The organism is Shewanella sp. 10N.286.51.B7, from assembly GCF_002873615.1.
In the GTDB taxonomy this organism is placed as follows: Bacteria; Pseudomonadota; Gammaproteobacteria; order Enterobacterales; family Shewanellaceae; genus Shewanella; species Shewanella electrodiphila.
Map to the genome: position 1 here is coordinate 1 of NZ_MCUF01000074.1, position 22,702 is coordinate 22,702.

At 39.8% G+C, this 22,702-nt stretch carries 15 protein-coding genes and 1 pseudogene; 5 read left to right on the forward strand and 11 right to left on the reverse strand.

Features of this window, described 5'->3' with window-relative positions:
- The 4 genes from BCU84_RS18250 to fabB form a co-directional block, all read right to left on the reverse strand.
- Window positions 1-1,541, reverse strand: a 1,541-nt coding sequence (locus BCU84_RS18250) for a FimV/HubP family polar landmark protein (RefSeq protein WP_277868765.1), incomplete at its 3' end; no start/stop codon positions are given.
- Between the two features lie 179 nt (window positions 1,542-1,720).
- A complete protein-coding gene (locus tag BCU84_RS18255; protein ID WP_102529486.1) occupies window positions 1,721-2,737 on the reverse strand; it encodes an aspartate-semialdehyde dehydrogenase in 1,017 nt (338 codons plus the stop codon).
- Between the two features lie 2 nt (window positions 2,738-2,739).
- Window positions 2,740-3,888, reverse strand: a complete 1,149-nt coding sequence (locus BCU84_RS18260; RefSeq protein WP_102529487.1) for a 4-phosphoerythronate dehydrogenase — start codon at window positions 3,886-3,888, stop codon at window positions 2,740-2,742.
- Between the two features lie 216 nt (window positions 3,889-4,104).
- Window positions 4,105-5,316 carry a beta-ketoacyl-ACP synthase I gene (fabB, locus tag BCU84_RS18265; RefSeq protein ID WP_102529488.1) on the reverse strand — a complete coding sequence of 404 codons (1,212 nt, stop codon included), beginning with the start codon at window positions 5,314-5,316 and terminating at the stop codon, window positions 4,105-4,107.
- Between the two features lie 327 nt (window positions 5,317-5,643).
- On the opposite strand from fabB, the gene mnmC reads away from it, so the two are divergent.
- Window positions 5,644-7,614: an FAD-dependent 5-carboxymethylaminomethyl-2-thiouridine(34) oxidoreductase MnmC gene (mnmC, locus tag BCU84_RS18270; RefSeq protein WP_102529489.1), complete on the forward strand. Its 1,971-nt coding sequence runs from the start codon at window positions 5,644-5,646 to the stop codon at window positions 7,612-7,614.
- Window positions 7,615-7,644: 30 nt separating this feature from the next.
- Window positions 7,645-8,109 (forward strand): hypothetical protein, encoded by a 465-nt coding sequence (locus BCU84_RS18275; protein WP_102529490.1) that lies wholly within the window; start codon window positions 7,645-7,647, stop codon window positions 8,107-8,109.
- A gap of 78 nt (window positions 8,110-8,187) precedes the next feature.
- On the opposite strand, the pseudogene BCU84_RS18280 reads toward BCU84_RS18275, so the two are convergent.
- From BCU84_RS18280 to prmB, 6 genes and pseudogenes are all read right to left on the reverse strand, one after another.
- Window positions 8,188-8,700, reverse strand: a pseudogene (locus BCU84_RS18280) (RNA methyltransferase); the annotation flags it as partial.
- 53 nt (window positions 8,701-8,753) lie between these two features.
- Complete coding sequence (locus tag BCU84_RS18285; RefSeq protein ID WP_102529492.1) at window positions 8,754-9,029, reverse strand: YfcL family protein; 276 nt, start codon at window positions 9,027-9,029, stop codon at window positions 8,754-8,756.
- A 3-nt stretch (window positions 9,030-9,032) separates the two neighbouring features.
- Window positions 9,033-10,202 carry an ATP-NAD kinase family protein gene (locus BCU84_RS18290; protein ID WP_102529499.1) on the reverse strand — a complete coding sequence of 390 codons (1,170 nt, stop codon included), beginning with the start codon at window positions 10,200-10,202 and terminating at the stop codon, window positions 9,033-9,035.
- Window positions 10,203-10,285: 83 nt separating this feature from the next.
- On the reverse strand, window positions 10,286-11,458 hold the full coding sequence (locus BCU84_RS18295; protein ID WP_102529493.1) for an MFS transporter: 1,173 nt from the start codon (window positions 11,456-11,458) through the stop codon (window positions 10,286-10,288).
- Window positions 11,459-12,553, reverse strand: a complete 1,095-nt coding sequence (gene aroC, locus BCU84_RS18300; RefSeq protein ID WP_102529494.1) for a chorismate synthase — start codon at window positions 12,551-12,553, stop codon at window positions 11,459-11,461.
- 43 nt (window positions 12,554-12,596) lie between these two features.
- Complete coding sequence (gene prmB, locus BCU84_RS18305; protein WP_102529495.1) at window positions 12,597-13,541, reverse strand: 50S ribosomal protein L3 N(5)-glutamine methyltransferase; 945 nt, start codon at window positions 13,539-13,541, stop codon at window positions 12,597-12,599.
- 80 nt (window positions 13,542-13,621) lie between these two features.
- Here prmB and smrB point away from each other — a divergent pair, with 80 nt between their 5' ends.
- Entirely contained in the window at window positions 13,622-14,149 is a 528-nt protein-coding gene (gene smrB, locus BCU84_RS18310) for an endonuclease SmrB (protein ID WP_102529496.1), read from the forward strand.
- A 124-nt stretch (window positions 14,150-14,273) separates the two neighbouring features.
- Here the strand turns inward: smrB and sixA are convergent, their stop codons facing one another.
- The gene (gene sixA, locus BCU84_RS18315; protein WP_102529500.1) at window positions 14,274-14,747 is read right to left on the reverse strand and encodes a phosphohistidine phosphatase SixA; all 474 of its coding nucleotides are present in this window, start codon (window positions 14,745-14,747) and stop codon (window positions 14,274-14,276) included.
- A 192-nt stretch (window positions 14,748-14,939) separates the two neighbouring features.
- On the opposite strand from sixA, the gene BCU84_RS18320 reads away from it, so the two are divergent.
- Window positions 14,940-17,753, forward strand: a complete 2,814-nt coding sequence (locus BCU84_RS18320; RefSeq protein ID WP_241906483.1) for an insulinase family protein — start codon at window positions 14,940-14,942, stop codon at window positions 17,751-17,753.
- A gap of 272 nt (window positions 17,754-18,025) precedes the next feature.
- A complete protein-coding gene (locus BCU84_RS18325) occupies window positions 18,026-22,315 on the forward strand; it encodes an EAL domain-containing protein (RefSeq protein ID WP_102529497.1) in 4,290 nt (1,429 codons plus the stop codon).
- Window positions 22,316-22,702 lie beyond the last annotated feature (387 nt).

Genomic DNA, 22,702 nt, shown 5'->3' on the forward strand with positions numbered 1-22,702 from the left:
AGACTGTCAATATCATCTTGTGGATCTGTATCCGCTGCTTTTTCTGCATCTGGCTCAGAAGCTACATCGCCTTCTGGCACATCAAATCCAGCTAAAAGACTGTCAATATCATCTTGTGGATCGATAGCCTCTTCTGTTTCAGAAATCGCTTCATCTGAACGAGTTTCTGGCTCATCTAGCCCAGCCAATAAACTGTCTAAATCGTCTTCATCGGCAACACTTTCAGATACGGCTTCTTCTGCTGGGGTATCAAGTCCCTCAAGTAGGCTATCAAGGTCATCTTCATCCGCTTCAAGCGGCTGTAGGTCTTCCTCTTGCTCTTCCATGGCTTCAGCCCAAAGGTCATCAAGTGATGTCCCTTCAGCTTCTTCCTCAGTTGTTTCTGCATCTTCAGTGATATACATATCAGCATCGGATGAGTCATCAAGACTTAACTCTTCTGTTGCTGCACTGTCTAAATCCAGTAAATCACCAATATTGTCAGCACCGGCCTCGTCATCATCCAAATGGATAGCCAAGTTTTCAATGTCATCAACTTCTGGCTGAACCTCTGTGACAGCCTGTTCAGCAACAGGAGCTGTAACGTTTTCTGGTTCAGTTGCCGCTTTACTCTTACGGCGCATTAACCAAAATATAATTAAGAAAATAACGATAAGAGGCAACGCAGCTAAAACTGCCAATAAAATCATGTTGTCAGAAATCGAACGCCAAAAGTCAGTCGGCTCTTCTAGTACTTCAGGTTTATTGTTTTGCTCAATAAGTTGCTGGTGTGATGCTTCTAACGCTTGATGTTTTTCAGTCAGTAGCTGAAAGTCTTCTTGCATTGCAGATAGCTGCAAAGTGAGTTCTTGAATTTTTGCTTTTAGTGCCGTGTTGTCAGCATCTTTAACCATCAACATATCTTCTGAGCGTGCTAACTCATCGGTCAGTGACAGCACTTTAGTTTGCTCATCTTCAAGCTTGACCGTTAGCTCATCAATTTGAGGCTGAACTTCTTCAGCAGCTTGTTTAGCAAGCTCTTCTGCAGTTGGTTGCTGAGTTTGTGCCACGATTTGTAACGGCTTTTGCGCTGAAGGTGCGATGTTTGTCGCTGCTTGATTGTTCGTGGCAGGAATTGTTGCTGCTGTTGTGGTTCTCGGGTTGGCATTAGGCAAGCGCTTATCATTATTTTCAGCCCGAGTTTTAGCGTCAGCACGGCTTATTTGCGCCATGACATCTGCAGATGGCACTAATAGCGTCATACCGCGTTCTAATGAATTGTAATTATTACTACTAAAAGCGTGAGGGTTCGCATCAAACAATGCTGCCATCACTTGGTAAACAGAGATATCTTGATTAGGTCTGACTTTTTGAGCAATGCTCCAAAAAGTATCTGAAGATGTTGTTGGACCATATTGACGGGTTGGCGCTGAACTTACTTCACCATTAGGGCCAGTAATTCTGAGCGTTTCTGCATGAGCAGGCTCGATAATATGAGAAGCAGAAACAACGGCCAGTGCACAGGCCATAATGCCAACAAAATAAGAGGTACGAAAAATCATCAATCTTTCCCTTTGAGCGCAATCGAGTTGTCTTCATGACAACGGGCTTTAGGTCATTTATTTTTATTAATTAAGACTATAAACCAGATTTAGTCACCCTGCTACTGCTGACAGCGGTAAAACGAAAAAAGCCTGCAGGCTGCAGGCTTTTTAGTCTAAATAACTCTATTCATAGTAGATTAGTAATAATCTCTAACAAGAACTTCAGCTATTTGAACACTGTTTAATGCAGCACCTTTACGGATGTTATCGGCCGTAACCCATAAATTTATACCATAATCGTGAGAAATATCTTTTCTCACTCGGCCAACGAATACTGGATCGGTACCTGCTGAGTCTGTCACTACTGTTGGGTAGTCTTCATCATTTTCAAATAAAACAATACCTTCAGCATCACGTAAAACAGCTTTAACTTCTTCTGCTTCAACAGGTTGGCGAGTTTCTAAATGCACAGCTTCAGAATGTCCGTAGAACACAGGAACACGCACTGCCGTTGGGTTAACCACAATATCGTGATCGCCAAAAATCTTCTGTGTTTCCCACACCATTTTCATTTCTTCTTTGGTGTAGCCGTTTTCCATAAACACATCGATTTGCGGTAATACGTTAAATGCGATTTGCTTAGGATATACCTTATTTTCCGCAGGTAGACCTTGTAGTAACTTAGATGTTTGACCTGCTAACTCATCAATCGCTTGCTTACCAGAACCTGATACAGATTGGTATGTTGCAACGTTAATACGTGAAATACCGAATGCATCATAAATAGGTTTTAGCGCCACTAACATTTGAATCGTCGAACAGTTAGGGTTAGCAATAATGTTACGGTTACGGAAGTCAGCAATTGCTTGTGGGTTCACTTCAGGCACAACAAGTGGTACATCGATGTCGTAGCGGAAGTGCGATGTGTTATCAATCACAACACAGCCATGCTCTGCCGCAATTGGTGCCCATTTAGCTGAGACATCACCACCAGCAGAGAAAAAGCCAATTTGTGCTTTGCTCCAATCGAACGTGTCCACATCAAGAATTTCTACTTGTTTTCCATTAAAGCTAACGGTATCGCCAGCACTTCGGCTGCTTGCTAATGGGTATAAGTTCGCGACTGGGAATTTTCGTTCTTCGAGGATCTCAATCATAGTTTGACCCACTGCACCCGACGCACCTAAAACAACAACATTAAATTCCTGTGACATAATTAACGCTCGACTCCTGAAAAACCTAATTTAAGCATCCAATTTACCTCAGATTGCCCCGTGTTGACTAGCGACAATGCACTAAATTCACGTCTATGAGTGTGATTTTTTCTCATATGGTCAAACCCATGGTTATTAAGGAAGCTATTTCTAAACAAATAGTCATCATCATTGAGGTTATAGACCAATCTGGCAATATTAAGCAGCTGTGTTTCTGATAACGCATCATTGATATCAAGCTTGCTAATACTAAAAGCAGGTAACAAGTTACTGACGCTTTTATCAACATCAATATTCATAATCTCGCACAGTTTTTGAAACAACATATGCGTGCCTCGCGCTTTGCCTTCAAGGCTGTAGCCGGCAATATGTGGTGTGGCAAATTCAACTAAGGGCACGAGTTCAGGCATAGGGTTTGGCTCGCCCTCCCATACGTCTAGGACCAGTTTTAAATCAGCTCTTTGTTGCTTCACTTTTATCAAAGCGCGGTTATCGATAACTTCACCACGGCAGCAATTTAACAGCCAAGTATTGGGCTTTAATTGGTTAAGGCGTGTTTCATCGAACATATACCATGTTTTATCTTCACCAACTCGTGTAATTGGCACATGAAGACTGATGATATCGGCCTGCTCGATGATCGTATCAAGGGATACAAATTCACGGGTATTGCTGTTGCCAGTTTGCGTCTGCTCTCGCGCTAATACAGGATCGCAGAGTAAAACCTCAATGCCGTATGCTTTTAAACAATGTTCAAGAGCGGAGCCAGTATTGCCAGCACCAACAATGCCAACCACTTTGTTTTGTAATGGCTGCTTAAATCGTTTAGCTAACTCAAGCATTGCAATAAAAGCAAATTCACCCACTGCGGTTGCGTTACAACCAGGCGCATTGGTAAAAGGAATATTTTGCTGCTGTAAATAATCCAAGTCGATATGATCAGTACCTATAGTGGCACTACCGACAAATTTAAGCTGATTAGCTTGTGCTAACAGTTGCTGGTTCACTTTAGTGACAGAACGTACCAATAAAACGTCAACATCAACCAATTGTTCAGGCGTTAACTGACGACCATTAACACGGGTTATTTCGCCTAATTCGCCAAATAACGCTTCGACATAGGGCATATTCTCATCAGCAACAATCTTCATATTTGGGATTTACCATCATAAAACGACTTAATGGGCTTATTCTATCAAGTTATTAATGGCATTCGTTACCTACAAAAACGAAATAATGTGTTTTGTTTATAAAAGCTTATGAATTGAGCAACATTTTCTTCATTTCTACTGGCCTAAAAACAAAAAGCCTTTAACGTTTCCGTTAAAGGCTTCAAATCTAATTTGGCATGAGCTCAAATAATAAGACTATTTATATTTGCGCATCACTAACGTGGCGTTTGTGCCACCAAAACCAAAGCTATTGCTCATAACAGTCGTTAGTTCAGCATCACGATATTCTGTGACTAATGGAATGCCAGCCGCTTTCTCATCCGGCGTATCAATATTGATACTTGGGGCGATAAAGCTGTTTTCCATCATCATTAAGCTATAAATCGCTTCATGAACACCTGCAGCGCCTAAAGCATGACCTGTCATTGATTTAGTTGAAGCCACTGGCGGCATGTTTTCAGGGAAAACTTCATGCAATGCTTCAAGCTCACGTACATCACCTACTGGAGTTGATGTACCGTGAGTATTGATATAATCAATTGGCGTATCAACATCAGCTAAAGCCATTTGCATACAACGCACAGCGCCTTCACCAGATGGAGCTACCATATCGTAACCATCAGAAGATGCACCGTAACCAATAATTTCGGCATAGATTTTAGCGCCACGGGCTAATGCGTGTTCTAACTCTTCAACAACAACGATTCCGCCGCCGCCAGAGATAACAAATCCATCACGGTCTGCATCGTATGTACGCGATGCTTTTTCTGGTGTGTCATTGTACTTAGTTGATAACGCGCCCATTGCATCAAACCCCATAGTCAGGGTCCAATCTAATTCTTCAGCACCACCAGCAAATACCATATCTTGCTTACCCATTTGGATAAGTTCTGCCGCATGGCCGATACAGTGAGCTGATGTCGCACAAGCTGAACTGATTGAGTAGTTCATGCCTTTAATTTTAAATGGCGTTGCTAAACATGCACTCGCCGTACTCGCCATAATGCGCGGTACAATGTATGGACCTACACGTTTAACGCTTTTTTCGCGTAACGTATCTGCCGCTTGAACTTGGTTTTTAGAAGAAGCACCACCCGTGCCGACAACTAAACCCACACGATGATGAGAATATTGCTCTTCTGTTAAATTTGCATCACTGATTGCTTCTTGCATCGCAATGTATGCGTATGCTGCTGCATCACCCATAAAACGTAACGCTTTACGGTCAATGTGATCTGCTGGGTTTAATTTAATATCGCCCCACACATGACTGCGTAATTTCATTTCTTCGAATTGGTCAGAATGGGTAATACCACTGCGTCCAGCTTTTAGTGAATCTGTCACTTCTTGCTTGTTATTACCGATGCTTGAAACAACACCTAAACCTGTTATTACGACTCTTTTCATTTTTTGCTATCCATTTTGTACGTGTCAGTACCTAATTTTGCTGCCGCAATGATATCCGCTTTAGACGAATAAAGTGGTCAGCTTTCAGTAAACATAGGTAAAATAATCTCAATAAAACCAATTTGAGTATGCGCTTTGACCCAATTAACCACTGACTTCCCTATAGTTACCCGAGATTGTGCATCAATATCGGCCAATTTTCCAAGTAGTTACTGTCAAAACCCTGATTATGCAGCAAGCATAAGGCATTATTATGAAAGTGTCTTGTCTCATAAGCCAATCTCGAGCAAAACCCTGTGTATTGGGCAAATTGGGCTCGGAGTTGGTATGGAGGTCATGCTACTTTGGCAATTATCTGAACAATTTAATCAAACAATACACTTAAATGTTTTTGAACATTATGGCTTAAATGCATTTGAGCTAGTTCAGTTAATGACGCTTGCTGATAGTGAAATCAATCAATCATCACATTGCTTTCATCACTATGCACAGCAGCTGCAAAATGCATGTATTGCTAATATCGATGGTTGTCAGCGACTCAGTTTCAATCGCGGTCAATTTATCATCGACTTATACTTTGGTGATTATGCCCGCAACGCTCAGAGCTTGCCATTCAGTCAGCAAGGTCAAATAAGCCATTGGCATTGCTTACCTCATACGACTGAAGCGGCCTATTTTGATCAACACCTAACAGAAAAACTTTTCTGGCAAATGGGTCGAATAAGCCTAGATAATGCCAATATTTACGCTTTTGATACTGATGCAAACTCCAAGAAATTATCACAACTTACACAGCTCACAGGCTTTAATCTTGTTTCTAGCCCAGAAGCTATTAAGGCAAATGAACAGACCAGAATGCTGCAAGAGATCCCTTTATGTGAGCGCAGAGCATTACGTCAGTCTTTGCAAAGTGAATATGCCTATTCACTGCCTTCAAGTGCTTTTGTCACAAACGATTTAACTGCAAGTGCTTTAGCTACAAGTGCTGTAACCGCAAGCTCAGATACAAACAATGTTGATGACTCAATTGCGATTATAGGCGGTGGCATTGCAGCAGCTCACCTTGCTTTGTCTCTGGCAGAGAAAGGAAAAAGTGTCACAATTTACTGTAAAGACAAAATACTGGCTGATGGCGCTTCAGGTAACAAACAAGGGGCGATTTACCCGCTGTTAACCCCAGATAACAGCTTAATGAGCCAGTACTTCCAACAGGCCTTTTTGTATAGTCGTCGCCGCTTGCAAGAACTCACCGCTGCCGGGCATCAAATCGACCATCAATTTTGTGGCGTATTGCAAACAGGCTTTGATGAAAGAAGCGACGCGAGATTAAATAAAATAATTGATGGTCAAGATTGGCCAAGTGAAATTGCATTTGCCGTTAGCCCACTTCAAGCCAATAACATTGCCAAGATTCAAATCGACAAGCCAGCATTTTATTACCCATTAGCAGGTTGGATTTGTCCCCATGAATTTGCAAATGCGGCAATTAAGCAAGCACAGCAGATAGCCGGCAGTAAAGGTAATGAGGTGATGGTAAAGCTGAATTGTGAGATTTCAGCATTAACTAAATCAGGAACGAATTGGCGATTAACCTCGACTGAGCATAATGAAGTAAGTAAGCAACATTATGAACATCCCGAAGTTGTTGCAGCATCTGGGGCACAGCTAACGGAGTTTACACAAACCCGTGCACTTCAAGTCACTGGGTTTCGCGGCCAAGTGAGTCATATCCCGTCAAAAGGTAAACTGGCCGAATTAAAAACGGTGATTTGCGCTCATGGTTATCTCACCCCTGAAAATAATCAACATCATTGTGTAGGGGCAAGTTACGTCAAGTCACCTGAAAACCTTGATTACTGCCCTGATGAACAGTTAGAAAATGCCCAAAAAATGCATCATAGCTTTCCAGACAGAACATGGGTTAATGACATAGATGTTTCAGATGAAAATGCAAGAGTCGGCGTGCGAATGGTCACCCGCGACCATTGCCCTATGATGGGTTTAGCTCCGGATATAGATGCGATCTTCAAGCGCTACAATACTGAACCATTAAAAGACCATCAGCTTACCGTTACAAGCCGAAAATTTTGGCGGCATCAACCTGCACCATCACATCAAGGCTTATATGTATTAGGCGGTTTAGGCTCAAGAGGGTTAAGTTCTGGGCCATTAGCTGCAGAAGCATTAGCATCTATTATTTGCAAGCAAACGCCACCCATCAGTTACGATATGTTTGCCATGCTCAATCCAAATAGAATGTGGTTAAGAAAATTGCTTAAAGGCAAATCGCTAATCTAATCGATGGCGATTATTCCAAAGGAATGACAGATGAGCACGAAAAATGAAAAGATACATCAAGCTTATTTAGGCGAGCTATACGGCATTGCCTTTTTTAGTTTACTGCAAAATGTTGAAGAAGATGAACGGCGAATAGAACTCTGGAAGAAACTGGTTGAAGTAGAAACTCTCACTGCTGAGTTACTGTTATCTCACTTACTCAAGCAGACGGAGCGATTCAGCTTTCCTGTCGAAACCATGACACAAAAAGGCCATGATGACGCACAAAAATGGCTTGATTTGTCATGGACAGAATTACTGCAAACTTTGGTTAATTGGGTAATCCCTTACGAAGAAGAGTATCGTCAATGGGCAACAGATTGCACTGAGCATAATAAGATTTTTGATTTAATTGCAGCCCATGAAACCGCTATTCTAGATTGTTTTCAGGCTGAATTAGCACAAAAAAATGGCCAAGTAGAACTTGACCATTATATTAAGCAGCTTATTCATTAGAGCGTGCTTAATTCATTAGCGAGCGCTTAGTTTATTAAACAGCATGTAGACTAAGCGCCTAGTTAGCTCAAATTAGTGCTATTTCTTCCACGTTTTGACTTTAGTGCGATTATTATTATCTCGACTTTCGCGGATCAGTTCATCATCCGCTGCGATTTGTGCACTTTTAGCCAGTCGATCATATAACAATACATTGACTGAGGCCGCTAAATTCATACATCCCACCGTTGGCACATAAACCACCTCATCTGCAGCATCAATAATTTGCTGCGGAATGGTGCCATCTTCAGGGCCAAAGATATAAAAAGCATCTGCAGGATGTTCAAATAACGGCAACGGTGTTGCGCCAACCACTAAATCAACACAGATTATTTTAGCGTTTTTGGGTGCTTGTTCTAGCAACGATTCCACCCGTGTTAACGGGATCGTTTTGGCTGCATTTTTAGTATCAACATCATATTGTGCTTCACCTGAGCGAGCCGCCAATTCATAACGATTACCCGTATAAAATACCGCATTCGCTTGATAACAACCTGCTGCGCGCATAATCCCACCCACATTTACAGGTGTTTTAGGATTAACCAGCCCGATTGAAGCTGTTGATATATTCTTTTGTTCTGTCATGCCAATTCGCTTACTAATACTTATTTTATATCGCTGATGATTTGACGTAATTGTTGCCAAGCCGTTTGCACTAAAGCAAAGTCGGCAGCTTCTAACTCATCATCTGCCAATGCTAAACAATCGACCATTTTGTCATCTAGGGCATCAATACCGCTAAGTTGTTCTTGTTCAAGCTGAGAAAAAACCACTGCAATATGACCCTGTAAGTAACCGCTGGCAAATAGCGCGTCATCATTACCATTGGCAACAGTGTGTTCAATCCAACCTTCTAAAGCTGCATCATACTTCTCTAACATGGTCTAACTCTCCGATAAATCTGGGTTGGCAACTTGGTACATCACGTAATCGTGGTATCCAGTGGTAATTTTATAATAACCAGTAAGTGCACTATCTAATTCAGGGTCGCCACTATCCACAATTAATGGCCGTCCTTCAAGTGCTTTTAGCTTAGTTTTTGTTGCTAAGATAATAATATTGTCTTTTCCGACCTGCTTAATTAGCTCTGGCGAGAGTTGCTGATTACCACGACCAAGAATATGCCCCTGACCGCCAATTAAGGTAATGACTAACTTCGTCGGTTTATTAGTCGTCAATTCAAGTAACTGTTTAGCGGTGACATCAGCAGCAACCACTTGCTCATTCTGGATAACATCCACACCCAATAATGTGTTGTCTAGATTAAGCTCTTCCATTAACGCAGCAACCGTTGAGCCACTGCCTATGATATAAAGCTCATCTTCCATTTGATTAATAACATCAGCAGCGATATCAGCAAGCACTAACTCGTCGACCTCTTTACCGCCCATTTTAACAGCTTGAATATAACGTGGCTCGGCAGGTACTAGCATTTCACCAAAGCGTTTCGCTTTAACTGTGCCTTGCCTAAATGCTTGCTCATCGATATCCATCACATCAGCCGTCATCAAGCTCACTAACTCGCCTTTAAGTAGCATATTAACTACCACACCAGCAGCGTGTGGGGTTATCGCGTATACGCCTGAGTGAATCTTCACTCCAGCTGGCACGCCAAGTACAGGTAAAGCGTCATCAACTACGGCAAAAATATCTCGCGCAGTACCGTCGCCACCGGCGAAAAGTAATAAATCGAGTGACTCGTTCATTAACGCTTCTACTGTGAGTTGTGTATCTCGAGCGTGAGTAAGTTGATGATGTTGTGGTTGCTTATCTGGCGTCAAAGTCTCATTTGGCGCAGTAGAATGCACACAGGTAACTGTAAACCCCATTTTCTGCGCGAGGTTTTGGCCCATATCACCGGATGCGGTAATGATATCAATTTGATCTTTAAACGGCTCAATTACGGCTAATGCTTGTTCCATTCTTAAGTTAGCTTTTGGCTCTGCGCCCTTTTCAATTGCCAATTGCGCCACATTATCAGAACCTTTGAGGCCTACACTGCCACCTAATCCTGCTAATGGGTTAATAATCAAACCTAATCGAAAACGCTTCACTGCAATCAATCCTCTTTCACTTTTCTAATGAACTTTAACAATGCTAGTTAAGTTAATCTTATTCATGGGCAATATGTTATGTATTAGCTTTTGACTTTCAAATAAGGTTTTGGCTCACGAATAGCCAATGTAGCTAATAATGCTAACACAGCGCAAAAAGAAGCAAATAACCAAGTTTGACTAGCACCTGAACCATCACCCCAAATCATACCACTCACCCATATTCCAATCGCGCCGCCTAAACCAAAACTTAAGCTAGCATAGAGCGCTTGGCCTTTGCTTCGATGCGCAATATCAAAATTACGATGAATAAACTGAATTGACGCTGCATGTGTTAAACCAAAAGTGAATGCGTGAAGTGCTTGGCTGATGGACAATAGCAAAATATTATCTACGCCATATGCCAATAAGATCCACCTTACAACCGTAAAACCCATACTGACTATCAAGAGTAATTTAACCCCAAACCGACCCAATAATCTTGGCGCAAGCATGAACATTAAAATTTCAACCACCACGCCAAAGGCAACGAATAAACCTGCTATGCCCTCGGTATAACCTGCTTGTTTAAGATATAAAACAAAAAAGCCATAGAAAGGCCCTACACTCATTTGCAGTAATATCGCTGATATAAGAAACCAAATGATAGAAGGAGACAGTGTTAAAGGCGGTCTTGAGCCTACGTCAGCTAAGGACGCTCTATTATTGGGAAGTGCCAAAGCACATAAGAACATGCCGATAAAAAGTACCATCCCAATTGAAGGGACAATTTCAGCACCGAACTCACTGATACAAAAACCTGCAATGATGACTAAGCAAATATACCCGACACTTCCCCAGCTACGTATTGCACCATATCGATGGGACTCATCCCCTAAACTTTCGAGCGTTATGACCTCAAGCTGAGCCAAAATCGCATTCCAAAAAAAGGTGTATACCATCAAACTGATAGCTAAATAAGTGAGGCTGCCATCAAAGAAAAAGCTGACATAGGTAATCGCAGCCGCTGCAGATCCGAATTTAACTAACTCAGAACGCATACCGGTTCTATCGGCAACCATAGCCCAAACATTGGGAGCAATAATTCGCGTTCCCATAAGGATTGCCATCAGAAAGCCAATCTCTTGGGCATTAAAACCTCGGTTATCAAAAAACACACCAAGGTATGGAACCATTAAGCCAAGAATTGAAAAAAAGAAAAAGTAACAAGCGCTGAGCCAACGAACGTTAGGCTCAGCTGATGACGCATTAGGCATTTATTTCATACCGATAACGGGAGTTTCAGAAACCACGTCCTGATTTTGTGCGCGATGGCGAAGTAAGTGATCCATTAATACAATTGCAAGCATTGCTTCTGCAATCGGCACAGCACGAATACCAACACAAGGATCATGACGCCCTTTTGTGACCACATCAGCCGTAGTACCTTGAGCAGTCATGCTTTGACCAGGAACTGAAATGCTTGAGGTTGGCTTAAGTGCAATATGAGCAACGATAGGTTGACCAGAAGAAATACCACCTAACACGCCACCAGCATGGTTTGACTCAAAGCCTGCTGGAGACATTAAATCACGCCCCTCAGAACCTTTTTGGGTTACCACACCAAAACCATCACCGATTTCAACACCTTTAACAGCATTAATACCCATTAATGCATGAGCAATATCAGCATCAAGACGGTCAAATACTGGCTCACCGAGTCCAACAGGTACGCCTGTTGCCGCAACGGTAATTTTAGCCCCGACTGAGTCACCTGATTTTTTCAAATCACGCATGTACTCATCCAGTTGCTCTAATTTAGACGCATCAGGAAAGAAAAAAGCATTTTGTTCAACTTCATTTAAATCTACTGATTCTGCGCAAATAGGACCAAGCTGAGACATGTAACCGTTAATTTCGATACCATGAACTTGCTTTAAGTATTTTTTCGCTACAGCGCCAGCAGCAACACGCATTGCAGTTTCGCGGGCAGACGAACGTCCACCGCCACGATAATCACGTAAACCGTACTTTTGCTGATAAGTGTAATCAGCGTGACCCGGACGGAATAAATCTTTGATATTGGAGTAATCTTGACTGCGCTGATCAGTATTTTCAATCAATAAGCCAATGGAAGTACCTGTGGTTTTATCTTCAAACACACCTGATAAAATACGCACCTCATCAGGCTCGCGGCGCGCAGTGGTATAACGTGAGGTACCAGGTCGGCGGCGATCTAAATCGTGTTGCATATCCTCAACGGTAAGTTCAAGACCTGGTGGGCAACCATCAATAATACAACCTAATGCAACACCATGACTCTCGCCGAACGTCGTCACGACAAAATTTTGACCTATGCTATTTCCCGACATGCTATCTGATAACCTCAACGTAATTTATTTTTTCTAATCGTTATTATTCACTATCTTTATAGATGGCGAAAAGTGATTCATTTTCAACTAGCTGATCATATGTAAGTACAAACACACCGTCTCCGCCATGTTCAAACTCAACCCAGGTGAATGGCACATCAGGGAATTGCTCATTCAAATGCACCATTGAATTACCGACTTCAACAACAAGTAAACCATCAGGTGTCAGATAATCAGCAGCATTAGCCAGAATACGCTTAGTTAAATCTAAACCATCACGACCTGATGCTAAGCCAATGGCTGGCTCGTGATGATACTCATCTGGCATATCGCCAATGTCTTCTTCATCTACGTATGGTGGGTTCGATACGATCAAATCGTAATGTGGGCCTTTTTCAATTGCGGAGAAAATATCCGATTGAATAGGGAACACGCGATCTAATACATTCAGTGATTCGATGTTTATTTGTGCCACTTCTAATGCATCTTCACTAATATCTAACGCATCAACTTCAGCATCTTCAAATGCATAAGCGCATGCAATGGCGATACAGCCACTACCGGTGCATAAATCCATCACTCGAGTAACAGGCTTGTTATATAACCAAGGACTGAAACCATTGTTGATCATTTCAGCGATTGGCGAACGCGGCACTAACACACGTTCATCAACGTAAAACTCTAAATCAGCAAAACGTGCTTTGTTGGTTAAATATGGAACGGGTAAGCGCTCACGAACACGACGAATAATTAGCTCAACAATTTTGTGTTTTTCACTGCTGGTCAAGTTGGAGTTAACCACCTGCTGACCAATTTCTTCAGGAAGATGTAAAGCATGGAAAACCAAAGAAATAGCTTCGTCCCAAGCATTATCAGTTCCGTGCCCATAATAAATGTTCGCATCATTAAAACGGCTTACAGCCCAACGCAACATATCGCCAACGGTTCTTAATTCGGTGACAGCTTCATCTACAAAGATTTTATCCAAAACATAACTCCTGAAAAATTGTTCCTGACCATTGTAACTGAAGTCTATTAAGATGACCTAGAATTCAATACAATAGCGCCATGAATAAAGAAAATAATCCTGACTTTGCACTGTTTTCAGAGCAATTTGGCGGTGTTAAGCCGTTAAATCAAGATAAACATCACTTTAAGCAGTCGGTCAAATCCAAACAACAAGTCGAAGTAAAAGAACAACAGGTTTACGCTGATAGCTATTTTTCAGATAATTATCATCCGATATTACCTGTTGAAGGCCCTATGCGTTGGCTCAATGAAGGCGTAGAGAAAATTGAATTAAAGCGTTTGCGCCGCGGAGATTATCAGCCTGATTTGCTACTGGATTTACATGGCATGCGCCAAGCAGAAGCTAAGTTGGAATTGGCTGCATTACTACAGGCTTGTGTAAAACAGCACATTTTGTGTTGCTGTGTCATGCACGGTTATGGCTCGGGAATATTAAAACAACAACTACCGATGTGGCTGGCTCAACACCCTAAAGTTAAAGCGTTTCATCAAGCCCCTAAAGAATGGGGAGCGGATGCTGCATTATTAATTTTGATTGATATTGGCGAGCATGCGCATCGAAGATAAGCTGTGATGTTTATTTACTAGTGCTCTTAATTTCGCTCCCTTAATTTAAGAGCTCTACTTTAAGAGCTCTGTATTTATGAGTTCGAGGGTTATGAATTCAGTATTCAAAACCTAACAATTCGCTTTATGCACTCATTTGAGCGGGTGTCTGCATCAAATCAAAATGACCGCCATGCTCATTACGCTCAATTGAGGCTATGGCTGACGTTGCAAAAATGGGCGGTTCCATGCCTGCGACTAACTCGCTGACCATGTAGCCAAGAATAGGCATGTGTGCAATCACTAACACTTTCTTAGCTTGATAATGTTCGGCATATGCCAAAATAGCATCGACAGCAATTTGTGGGCTTCCTGATGGTGTAATATCATCTAACACTAACCATTTACTTGGTTCAGGTAGATGTTTAGCAACTTCTTGCCAGGTTTGCTGAGCTCGTAAGTAAGGACTAACAATCACTAAGTCTACACTGCTGACTTTTTCAGTTAACCAATTGGCCATGGCGTTAGATTGAGTGCGCCCTAATTGTGATAGCATTCTTTCTCTATCTGATGGTGCATCAAAACCAGCTTCACCATGTCGCATCAAAAATAGCTGCATACTTCTATTGCTGCTCATTATCGCTACTCATTATTATTGTGTTTGTTTTCCAATTGTAGCCTTAAATATCGCATCTACAAAGTAACAATGAAGTAAATTTAATTAGTCTTTAGTCGATATTTTCATTAGATATTTGCTAAAAGCCGCCAACGAGATCAATATATAACAAGCCTTCTTATCTGGAGCATTATCTTGACCATAAAACCAGACACAGCACAAAACAAACTAAATAGCATAGTCACCAGCCCAAATGATCATCGCCAATACCGACATATTGTGCTTGATAACGCATTAAGGGTATTACTCGTTGAGGATAAAGCAGCGACTCAAGCTGCTGCATCGATGACAGTCTCTGTTGGTCATTTTGATGATCCGATATCACGTCCTGGTATGGCTCACTTTTTAGAGCACATGCTGTTTTTAGGCACAGATAAGTTTCCGGATTCTGGCGAGTACCATCAGTTTATTAATCAACATGGTGGTTCAAATAATGCTTGGACAGGCACCGAGCAAACAAACTTTTTTTACAGTATCGATGCTGACCACTTTGAAGAGTCATTAGATAGATTCAGTCAATTTTTTATCGCACCCAAATTCGATTTAGAACTAGTAGACAGAGAAAGACACGCCATTGACTCTGAATATAGTTTAAAGCTTAAAGATGATATTCGACGGGTATATCAAGTTCAAAAAGAGTCCGTTAACCCCGGCCATCCTTTTAGTAAGTTTTCTGTGGGCAACCTGCAAACCCTTGCAGGAAATGAAGCTGAAGTGAGACAAGAGTTATTAGACTTTTACCAATCAAAATACAGTGCAAATATTATGACGCTCTGCTTGGTATCCCCCTTGTCACTGGATGCGCAAGCTAAATATGCGGAACATTTTTTCAGTACAATTAACAATCGAAATGTTAAAGCAAGCTATCCTGATACTCCCTATCTCGATGACAATGCAAAGTTAAAACATATCAACATCGCCCCCGTTAAAGATCAAAAAAGATTAAATATCAGTTTTGAGCTCCCTTGCATTGAACCCTTTTATCAACGTAAACCACTGACGTTTATTAGTCATTTACTCGGCAATGAAAGCCCTGGCAGTTTACTTTCTTATATAAAAGAGCAAGGCTTGGCAAACAACCTGTCAGCGGGTGGTGGTGTCAATGGTTACAACTTCAAAGATTACAGCATCAGTATTCAGCTTACTGAGAAAGGATTACAGCAAATAGACTCCATAATTGAGTGCACTTTCGAGTATATTCAATTAATTCGTACTTCAGGAATAGAGTCTTGGCGTTATGATGAAAGAGCGAGCCTTTTGTCTACCGCGTTTAAATACCAAGAACAAATTAAAATCCTTGATTTAGCCAGCCATCTCAGTATCAACATGCAACACTATGAGGTTGAAGATATTGTATTTGGTGATTATCGCATGGATGGATTAGATGCAGATGAAGCACTCGCTCTTTTAGCTATGTTCGTACCAAGCAATATGCGTACTCAGCTTGTTTCAAGAGAAGTCAGTACTAACCAGCAAGCTAAATGGTATTTCACACCTTATTCAATTGAGGAAATACCTGAAACCAAAATTGCTCTCTGGCAACAAGCCGAACCAAGAAAAGAGTTATCACTGCCGACTAAAAATCCTTTCATCGTCAGCGATCCACAATCACGTATTGAATCGAGTAAGAGTGATGTACCTGTAGTTGTAGCTGAAGATGAAGGTTATCGAATTTGGCATCGTAAAGATGATGAGTTTAATGTTCCTAAAGGTCATTTATATCTTTCGTTAGACTCTGAAAATGCAAGCCCTACCCCTAAGCATGCCGCGTTAACCCGTTTGTATGTTGAAATGGTTTTAGATTATTTAACTGAGTCAACCTATCAAGCTGAAGTAGCAGGACTTAATTACAATATATACCCTCATCAAGGTGGCATTACCTTACATTTAACTGGGTTTACCGGTAATCAAGAAACTTTGTTGGCCTTGGTCATAGATAAAGCTAGAGAAAGAAACTTTACCCAAGACCGTTTTAAACTCATCAAAAAACAATTACTCAGAAGCTGGACTAATGTTGCACAAGCAAAACCTATCGCTCAATTATTCTCCAGCTTAACGGTTACCTTGCAAAAACGTTCATATGAACCCGCTAAGATGGCCGAAATGCTTGAAGATGTCACCTTAGATGAACTACATGACCATGTAAGCGCATTTTACGAGAAAATCTATGTCGAAGGATTGGTTTATGGAGATTGGCTAGTCAGTGAAACGCAGCAGCTAGCAAAACGTTTGAAACTCGTGCTTTCACTGGTAACAAAACCCAGTTCAGAATCAAGCCGAGAACTGATTAATCTTACCGATAGAGGCACGTTAATGCGTGAACTCTCAGTCGAACATCAAGATAGCGCCATTATTGTTTACTACCAATCAAATGAAACTAGCGCTCATAATATTGGTTTATTTAGTTTGCTAAACCACACAATGTCGTCTACTTTTTTCCATGAGCTTAGGACAGAGAAACAGCTTGGTTACATGGTAGGAACAGGATATCTGCCACTCAATCGCCATCCAGGGATGATATTCTACATACAATCTCCAACCACCGGACCTCGCAAGTTACTCGAAGCTATCGATGAGTTCATTGCAGACTTTAATTACGCTGTTATGCAAATAACCAAAGAGCAATGGGAAGCCACTAAGCTTGGATTAATAAATCAAATTTTAGAGAAAGATGCCAATCTTAAGAGTCGAAGCCAGCGTTACTGGGTCTGTCTTGGCAATAGAGATTACGACTTCAAACAGCGTGAAAGAGTCGTTGAAGAAATTAAGCAATTTACCCGTGCAGATTTGATTAAGTTTATTGTTAGTAATATGCGTAGTAAACACAGTGACAGATTAGTGATGTTTAATGCTGGTGAGCAGCATAATCAGTTAGAACCAATGCCAACAGCACAGGTCATTACAGATTTAAAAGGCTTTAAACATGACGCTGATAAATTTGAGTTCTAGAAAAACAGCCTAGCGTTTATAAACTTTTACAAGTTTTATAAAAACACCAATGGGAATAAATTTGCAGTATAAAAATCTAATTAGACATCAAAATACAGTGTTTTAAGGATGTTTTTGAATCAAACAAACACATTGATTGTACAAAATAAGCACAAGTGTTCGAGTGGGACTTTTTTTATTCTTACCAATTTTTGACAAACTATTAACTTTCTGAAAAAGTGGAGTATTACATTGAATAAATCTCGTTTACAGAAGATAAAAGTATAATTTTTATGCAAATGATAAGTCGGTTGGTAATTTGTACATTTCTCCTAGCCCATGCTTTAACGGGGCTCGCTTTTGCTGATTCTGGTACTAATTATGATCTCACTCTTAATACCGAAATTTATAATACCGAAGATGGCTTATCACAAGTCACAGTTACTAGCATTATTGAAGACAAAGATGGCTTTGTCTGGTTGGGAACTGTAAACGGGTTAAATCGTTTTGACGGAACAAATTTTAAACACTTTTTTGCTGAAGATGGCCGCTCAAACTTACCAAGCTCTTTCATTAAAACTTTAATTGTAGACAACCAAAACAGGATAATTGTTGGTACTGATTTAGGTTTAGCAATGTACGATGATGAATCCGAATCATTTACAACAATAGAAATTGATAATAAGCCTTTGTCAGAAGCCATTTGGTCAATAGCACCTCTTTCTAAGGGGATAGCTATAGGTTTAAATAATAAAATTATAATATTAAGTGATAACCTTACTAGAGTATTATGGGAGTTTAATAGTGAGGTTTTACAAGAGGTCAAAAAGGTCATTGAAGTAGGTAACAGCCTCTTTATTCGAAATTATAATGGTATTGTTTTTAAGTTGGAAGATAATAAGCTATCAACGGTTGCTTACAAATCTAATGACATTGGAATCATTTCAAATAAACTATTTATATCTACTAATGATGGTTTGTACAGTATAAAAAATAATAACAAAGAAAAAGTGTCAGATATTGTTATGACCTACCTTGAACCATCAAGAAGCGGTGATGAGTTAACTTCAATAATAGACTCTGACATTGTAAGGATAGATAGTACTAACAGAATAAAGAAAATAGGGTTTATCGATCAAGATGCATCAAGAAAACGTCCTTATATAAAAGAAACTAAATCTGCCATATTTATAACCGATGTCAATTTAGGTGTCATTAAAATAGATAGAAATCGAAATCTTATAAAAAACTCAAAATTTATTAAAGAAAACATTTGGGCTATTACACAAACAGATGAAAATATATTTTTAGCAACAGACTCTTTGGATGTTAGAGTTTTAGATAAATCGCTAAAATATTTATACTCAGTAACGATTGAAAACGCATCAGGCCCAAAATCGATAAAAGTTTTAAACAACCAACTCTATACAGGAAATATTACAGGTTTAACTAAAACAGACCTTTCGACTTTAGAGACTGTTCAAATATTAAATAGACATATTAGCAACGTAAAAATAAGTGAGAGTAAAGATAAAATATATGCTTCGACTATCAATGGCAAAGTATTTGTTATAAAAAACTCTAAAGTTATCAACACGCTTACTACTGGTGAAAGATATCCAATATTCGATTTAATTGAAAAAAACAATGAACTTTGGATAGCATCTCAAGGTGGGTTATTCAAAATTAAAGATGGTAATACAGAGAAAATATTCTCTGAAAGCATGGTTACCACATTAAAATTTGATGAAAACGATCTCTACTTTGGTACAAGAAACTCTTTATTAAAGCTGAATATCAAAACTAACGAGTTAAAAGAAATATTTAGACATAACAAACTAATATATTCGATAGAGATTTTCGATAACTTTTTAGTTTCAGCCTCAGCGATGGAACTAAATATAACGAATAAAACCAGCTTTAAAAATTTAAAACTAACAAATAGAAACGGTTCTCAAAGCGATTACAACTCTTTAGCTTCATTACATATTGGAGATTATTCTTTATTTGGAGGCACTAAAGGAATCAGCATTGTAAACCCGAATGAAATATATAATGATATTTTAATGTCAGGAAGCACTAATGCAGCTTTGATTGATTTCTCATTATTTAATGTTTCAGAAAAAATTGGTGGAACAATCTTAAACAAACCAATAAACAAACAGAGCAATATCACCTTAAAATACTCTGACTACCCTTTTACCTTCACGTTTGTTACTCCAGGACAACCTCTAGAAGAGTTTGACTTTTATTACCAAATGGAAGGATTAAATGATAGTTGGTTGCCCTCGCAAAATATAAACTCAGCAACATACACTAACCTTTCTGCTGGAATTTATAACTTCCATGTTTATGCTATTAATAAACTTTCAGGAAAACAAAGTGAGACCAAGTCTATTCAAATAACGGTCACCCCTCCTTGGTATTACTCTTTTGAAGCAAAACTTTCCTATACATTACTATGCTTTATTGTACTGTTTATTATAACTAAAATAATTCTTCGCCGTCGTCAAATACAAAAACAAATCGCACTAAGCGAAGAAAGATTAAAGCTATCTCTTTGGGGGAGTGGCGATGAAATGTGGGATTGGGATATCGAAACGGGAGAGATATACCGCTCTAATATCTGGGGAACTTTAGAATTCCCTCAAGATGGTCAACGTTCAGGTAAACCTGGCGAAGAAAGTAATATTCATCCATTAGATCAAAACCGAGTTAAAACAGCGCTTAATGACCACTTTAAAGGCCTTACAGATCATTTTGAAGTTGCTTATCGTGTCAAAAGTCGTGAAAACCTTTGGATGTGGATTTTAGATAGAGCAAAAATAGTAGAAAGAGATCAGAAAGAAAACCCTGTTCGAATGACAGGAACAATAAAAAACATTAATAATTTAAAACAAACTGAAGAACAATTACGTTTGTTTGAGCGCGCCATTGAAAATATCTCAGAGGGTATGTTTATCCTCGATGAAAAATATCGTTTTGTTGAAGTCAATGATGCCTGTTGTGAACTTACAAACCAATCACGCGAAGAGTTTATTGGTCAACTATTCAGCTTTGGCCGCTACCCTGAATCATATTCAAATCAAATCCATGCTTCACTGTCACAACAAGGTTGTTGGAGTAATGAACTAGAAGCAAATAAAGGTGATGGTAGTCATTTCCTGATGGAACTCACTGTTGATGCAATATACAACCAACAAGGCGAAACCACTCATTATGTTGGTGTATTCTCAGACATTACCCGTCGTAAACAACAAGAAGAAGAATTAAGAAAGCTCACTAACAGTGATATTTTAACGGGCCTTCCTAACCGTTCTAGCCTTCAAGTTACCTTGAATAATTTAGTTAAAAAAGATATTCATCACACTTTGATGGTTTTAGATTTGGATAACTTCAAGCGGATTAATGACTCTCTTGGTCATCAAATTGGTGATGAGTTACTTGTTGATGTTGCCAAACGTATTCAAAACAATGTGCCTAAACATGTGAGTTTATATCGTTTAGGCGGCGATGAATTTGCAATTTTAGTTGATCACAACCCTGATATTGGGTCTTGTGCAGCAATTGCCTCACGGATCATTGATGCTTTAAAAGAAGAGTTTAAAATTGACGATGAGTCATTAGTTGTGGGCTTGAGTATTGGTATTGTGCTGTATCCAGAAGACGAACAAAATGAACAAGCCTTGCTACGTAAAGCAGATATTGCCATGTATCACGCAAAGTCAGACGGTGGCAATCGTTATCAATTCTATTCAGAATCATTAAATCAGAATGCATTACGTCAACTGGAAATTGAAAACTTAATTCGAGAAGGTCTTAAAGAGGATCTCTTTGAAGTTTACTACCAACCTAAAGTGGATTTGAAACAAGACAGCCTCGTTGGCATGGAAGCTTTGGTTAGGCTAGTTCACCCCGAACACGGAATTATTGCTCCTAATGAATTTATTCCATTAGCTGAAGAAAACGGTCTTATTGTTGAAATCGGTGATTTAGTTTTACGAAAAGCTTGCTTTGCAGCACAGAAATGGCGTGAACAAGGCATTTTTAACGGCCGTGTCGCCATTAATTTATCATCTAGACAGTTTGCCCTTCCCGATCTACAACAACGTATCTCCAGCGTCTTACAGCTTACTAAGCTACCTGCTTGTCATTTAGAATTGGAGATCACTGAAAGTACAATCATCAAAAACCCAGAAAATGCAATTAAAGTTATGAACCAACTTGCCCAAATGGGCGTGACCTTAGCGTTGGATGATTTCGGTACTGGTTATTCATCATTATCTTATTTAAAGCGTTTCCCAATCCACTGTTTAAAAATTGATAAGTCATTTGTTGATGACATCAGTAAATCAGATAGAGATCTGAAAATGGTAGACAGTATTATCACCATCGCACATAACATGGGCTTATCAGTTGTCGGTGAAGGGGTTGAAGATGATGCTCAACTCAATATATTGAAAGCGCTAAAATGTGAAGAGATCCAAGGTTACATTTTTAGTAAGCCAGTACCAGAAGTTGAATTTACCAAGTTATTGAATATCAATTTCAACAAACAAGAAGAAAAGCAAATTATCAGTTAACATTGGCACAACAAGTGCAACTAGCAGTTCAGACGTCAAATAAAAAACTTTTTTATTAACCCTGAACTGAGAGACTAAAACAATGATTAACGGAATTATCATAGCTGCACTTCTAACTTCGACTTCTGCTGCTAACACTACAATGGAAGTACTCCCTACTATTCACCCTGAAATGGTTAAGACAGTAGGACTACCAAACATTAAGTTCAGCAACACAAATGCCCAAGTCGCTGGCCTACCAAACATCAAGTTCAGCAACACAAACACACAAGTTGCTGGTCTGCCAAACATCAAATTCAGCAACACAAACACACAAGTAGCTGGCCTGCCAAACATCAAATTCAGCAACACAAACACACAAGTTGCTGGTCTGCCAAACATCAAATT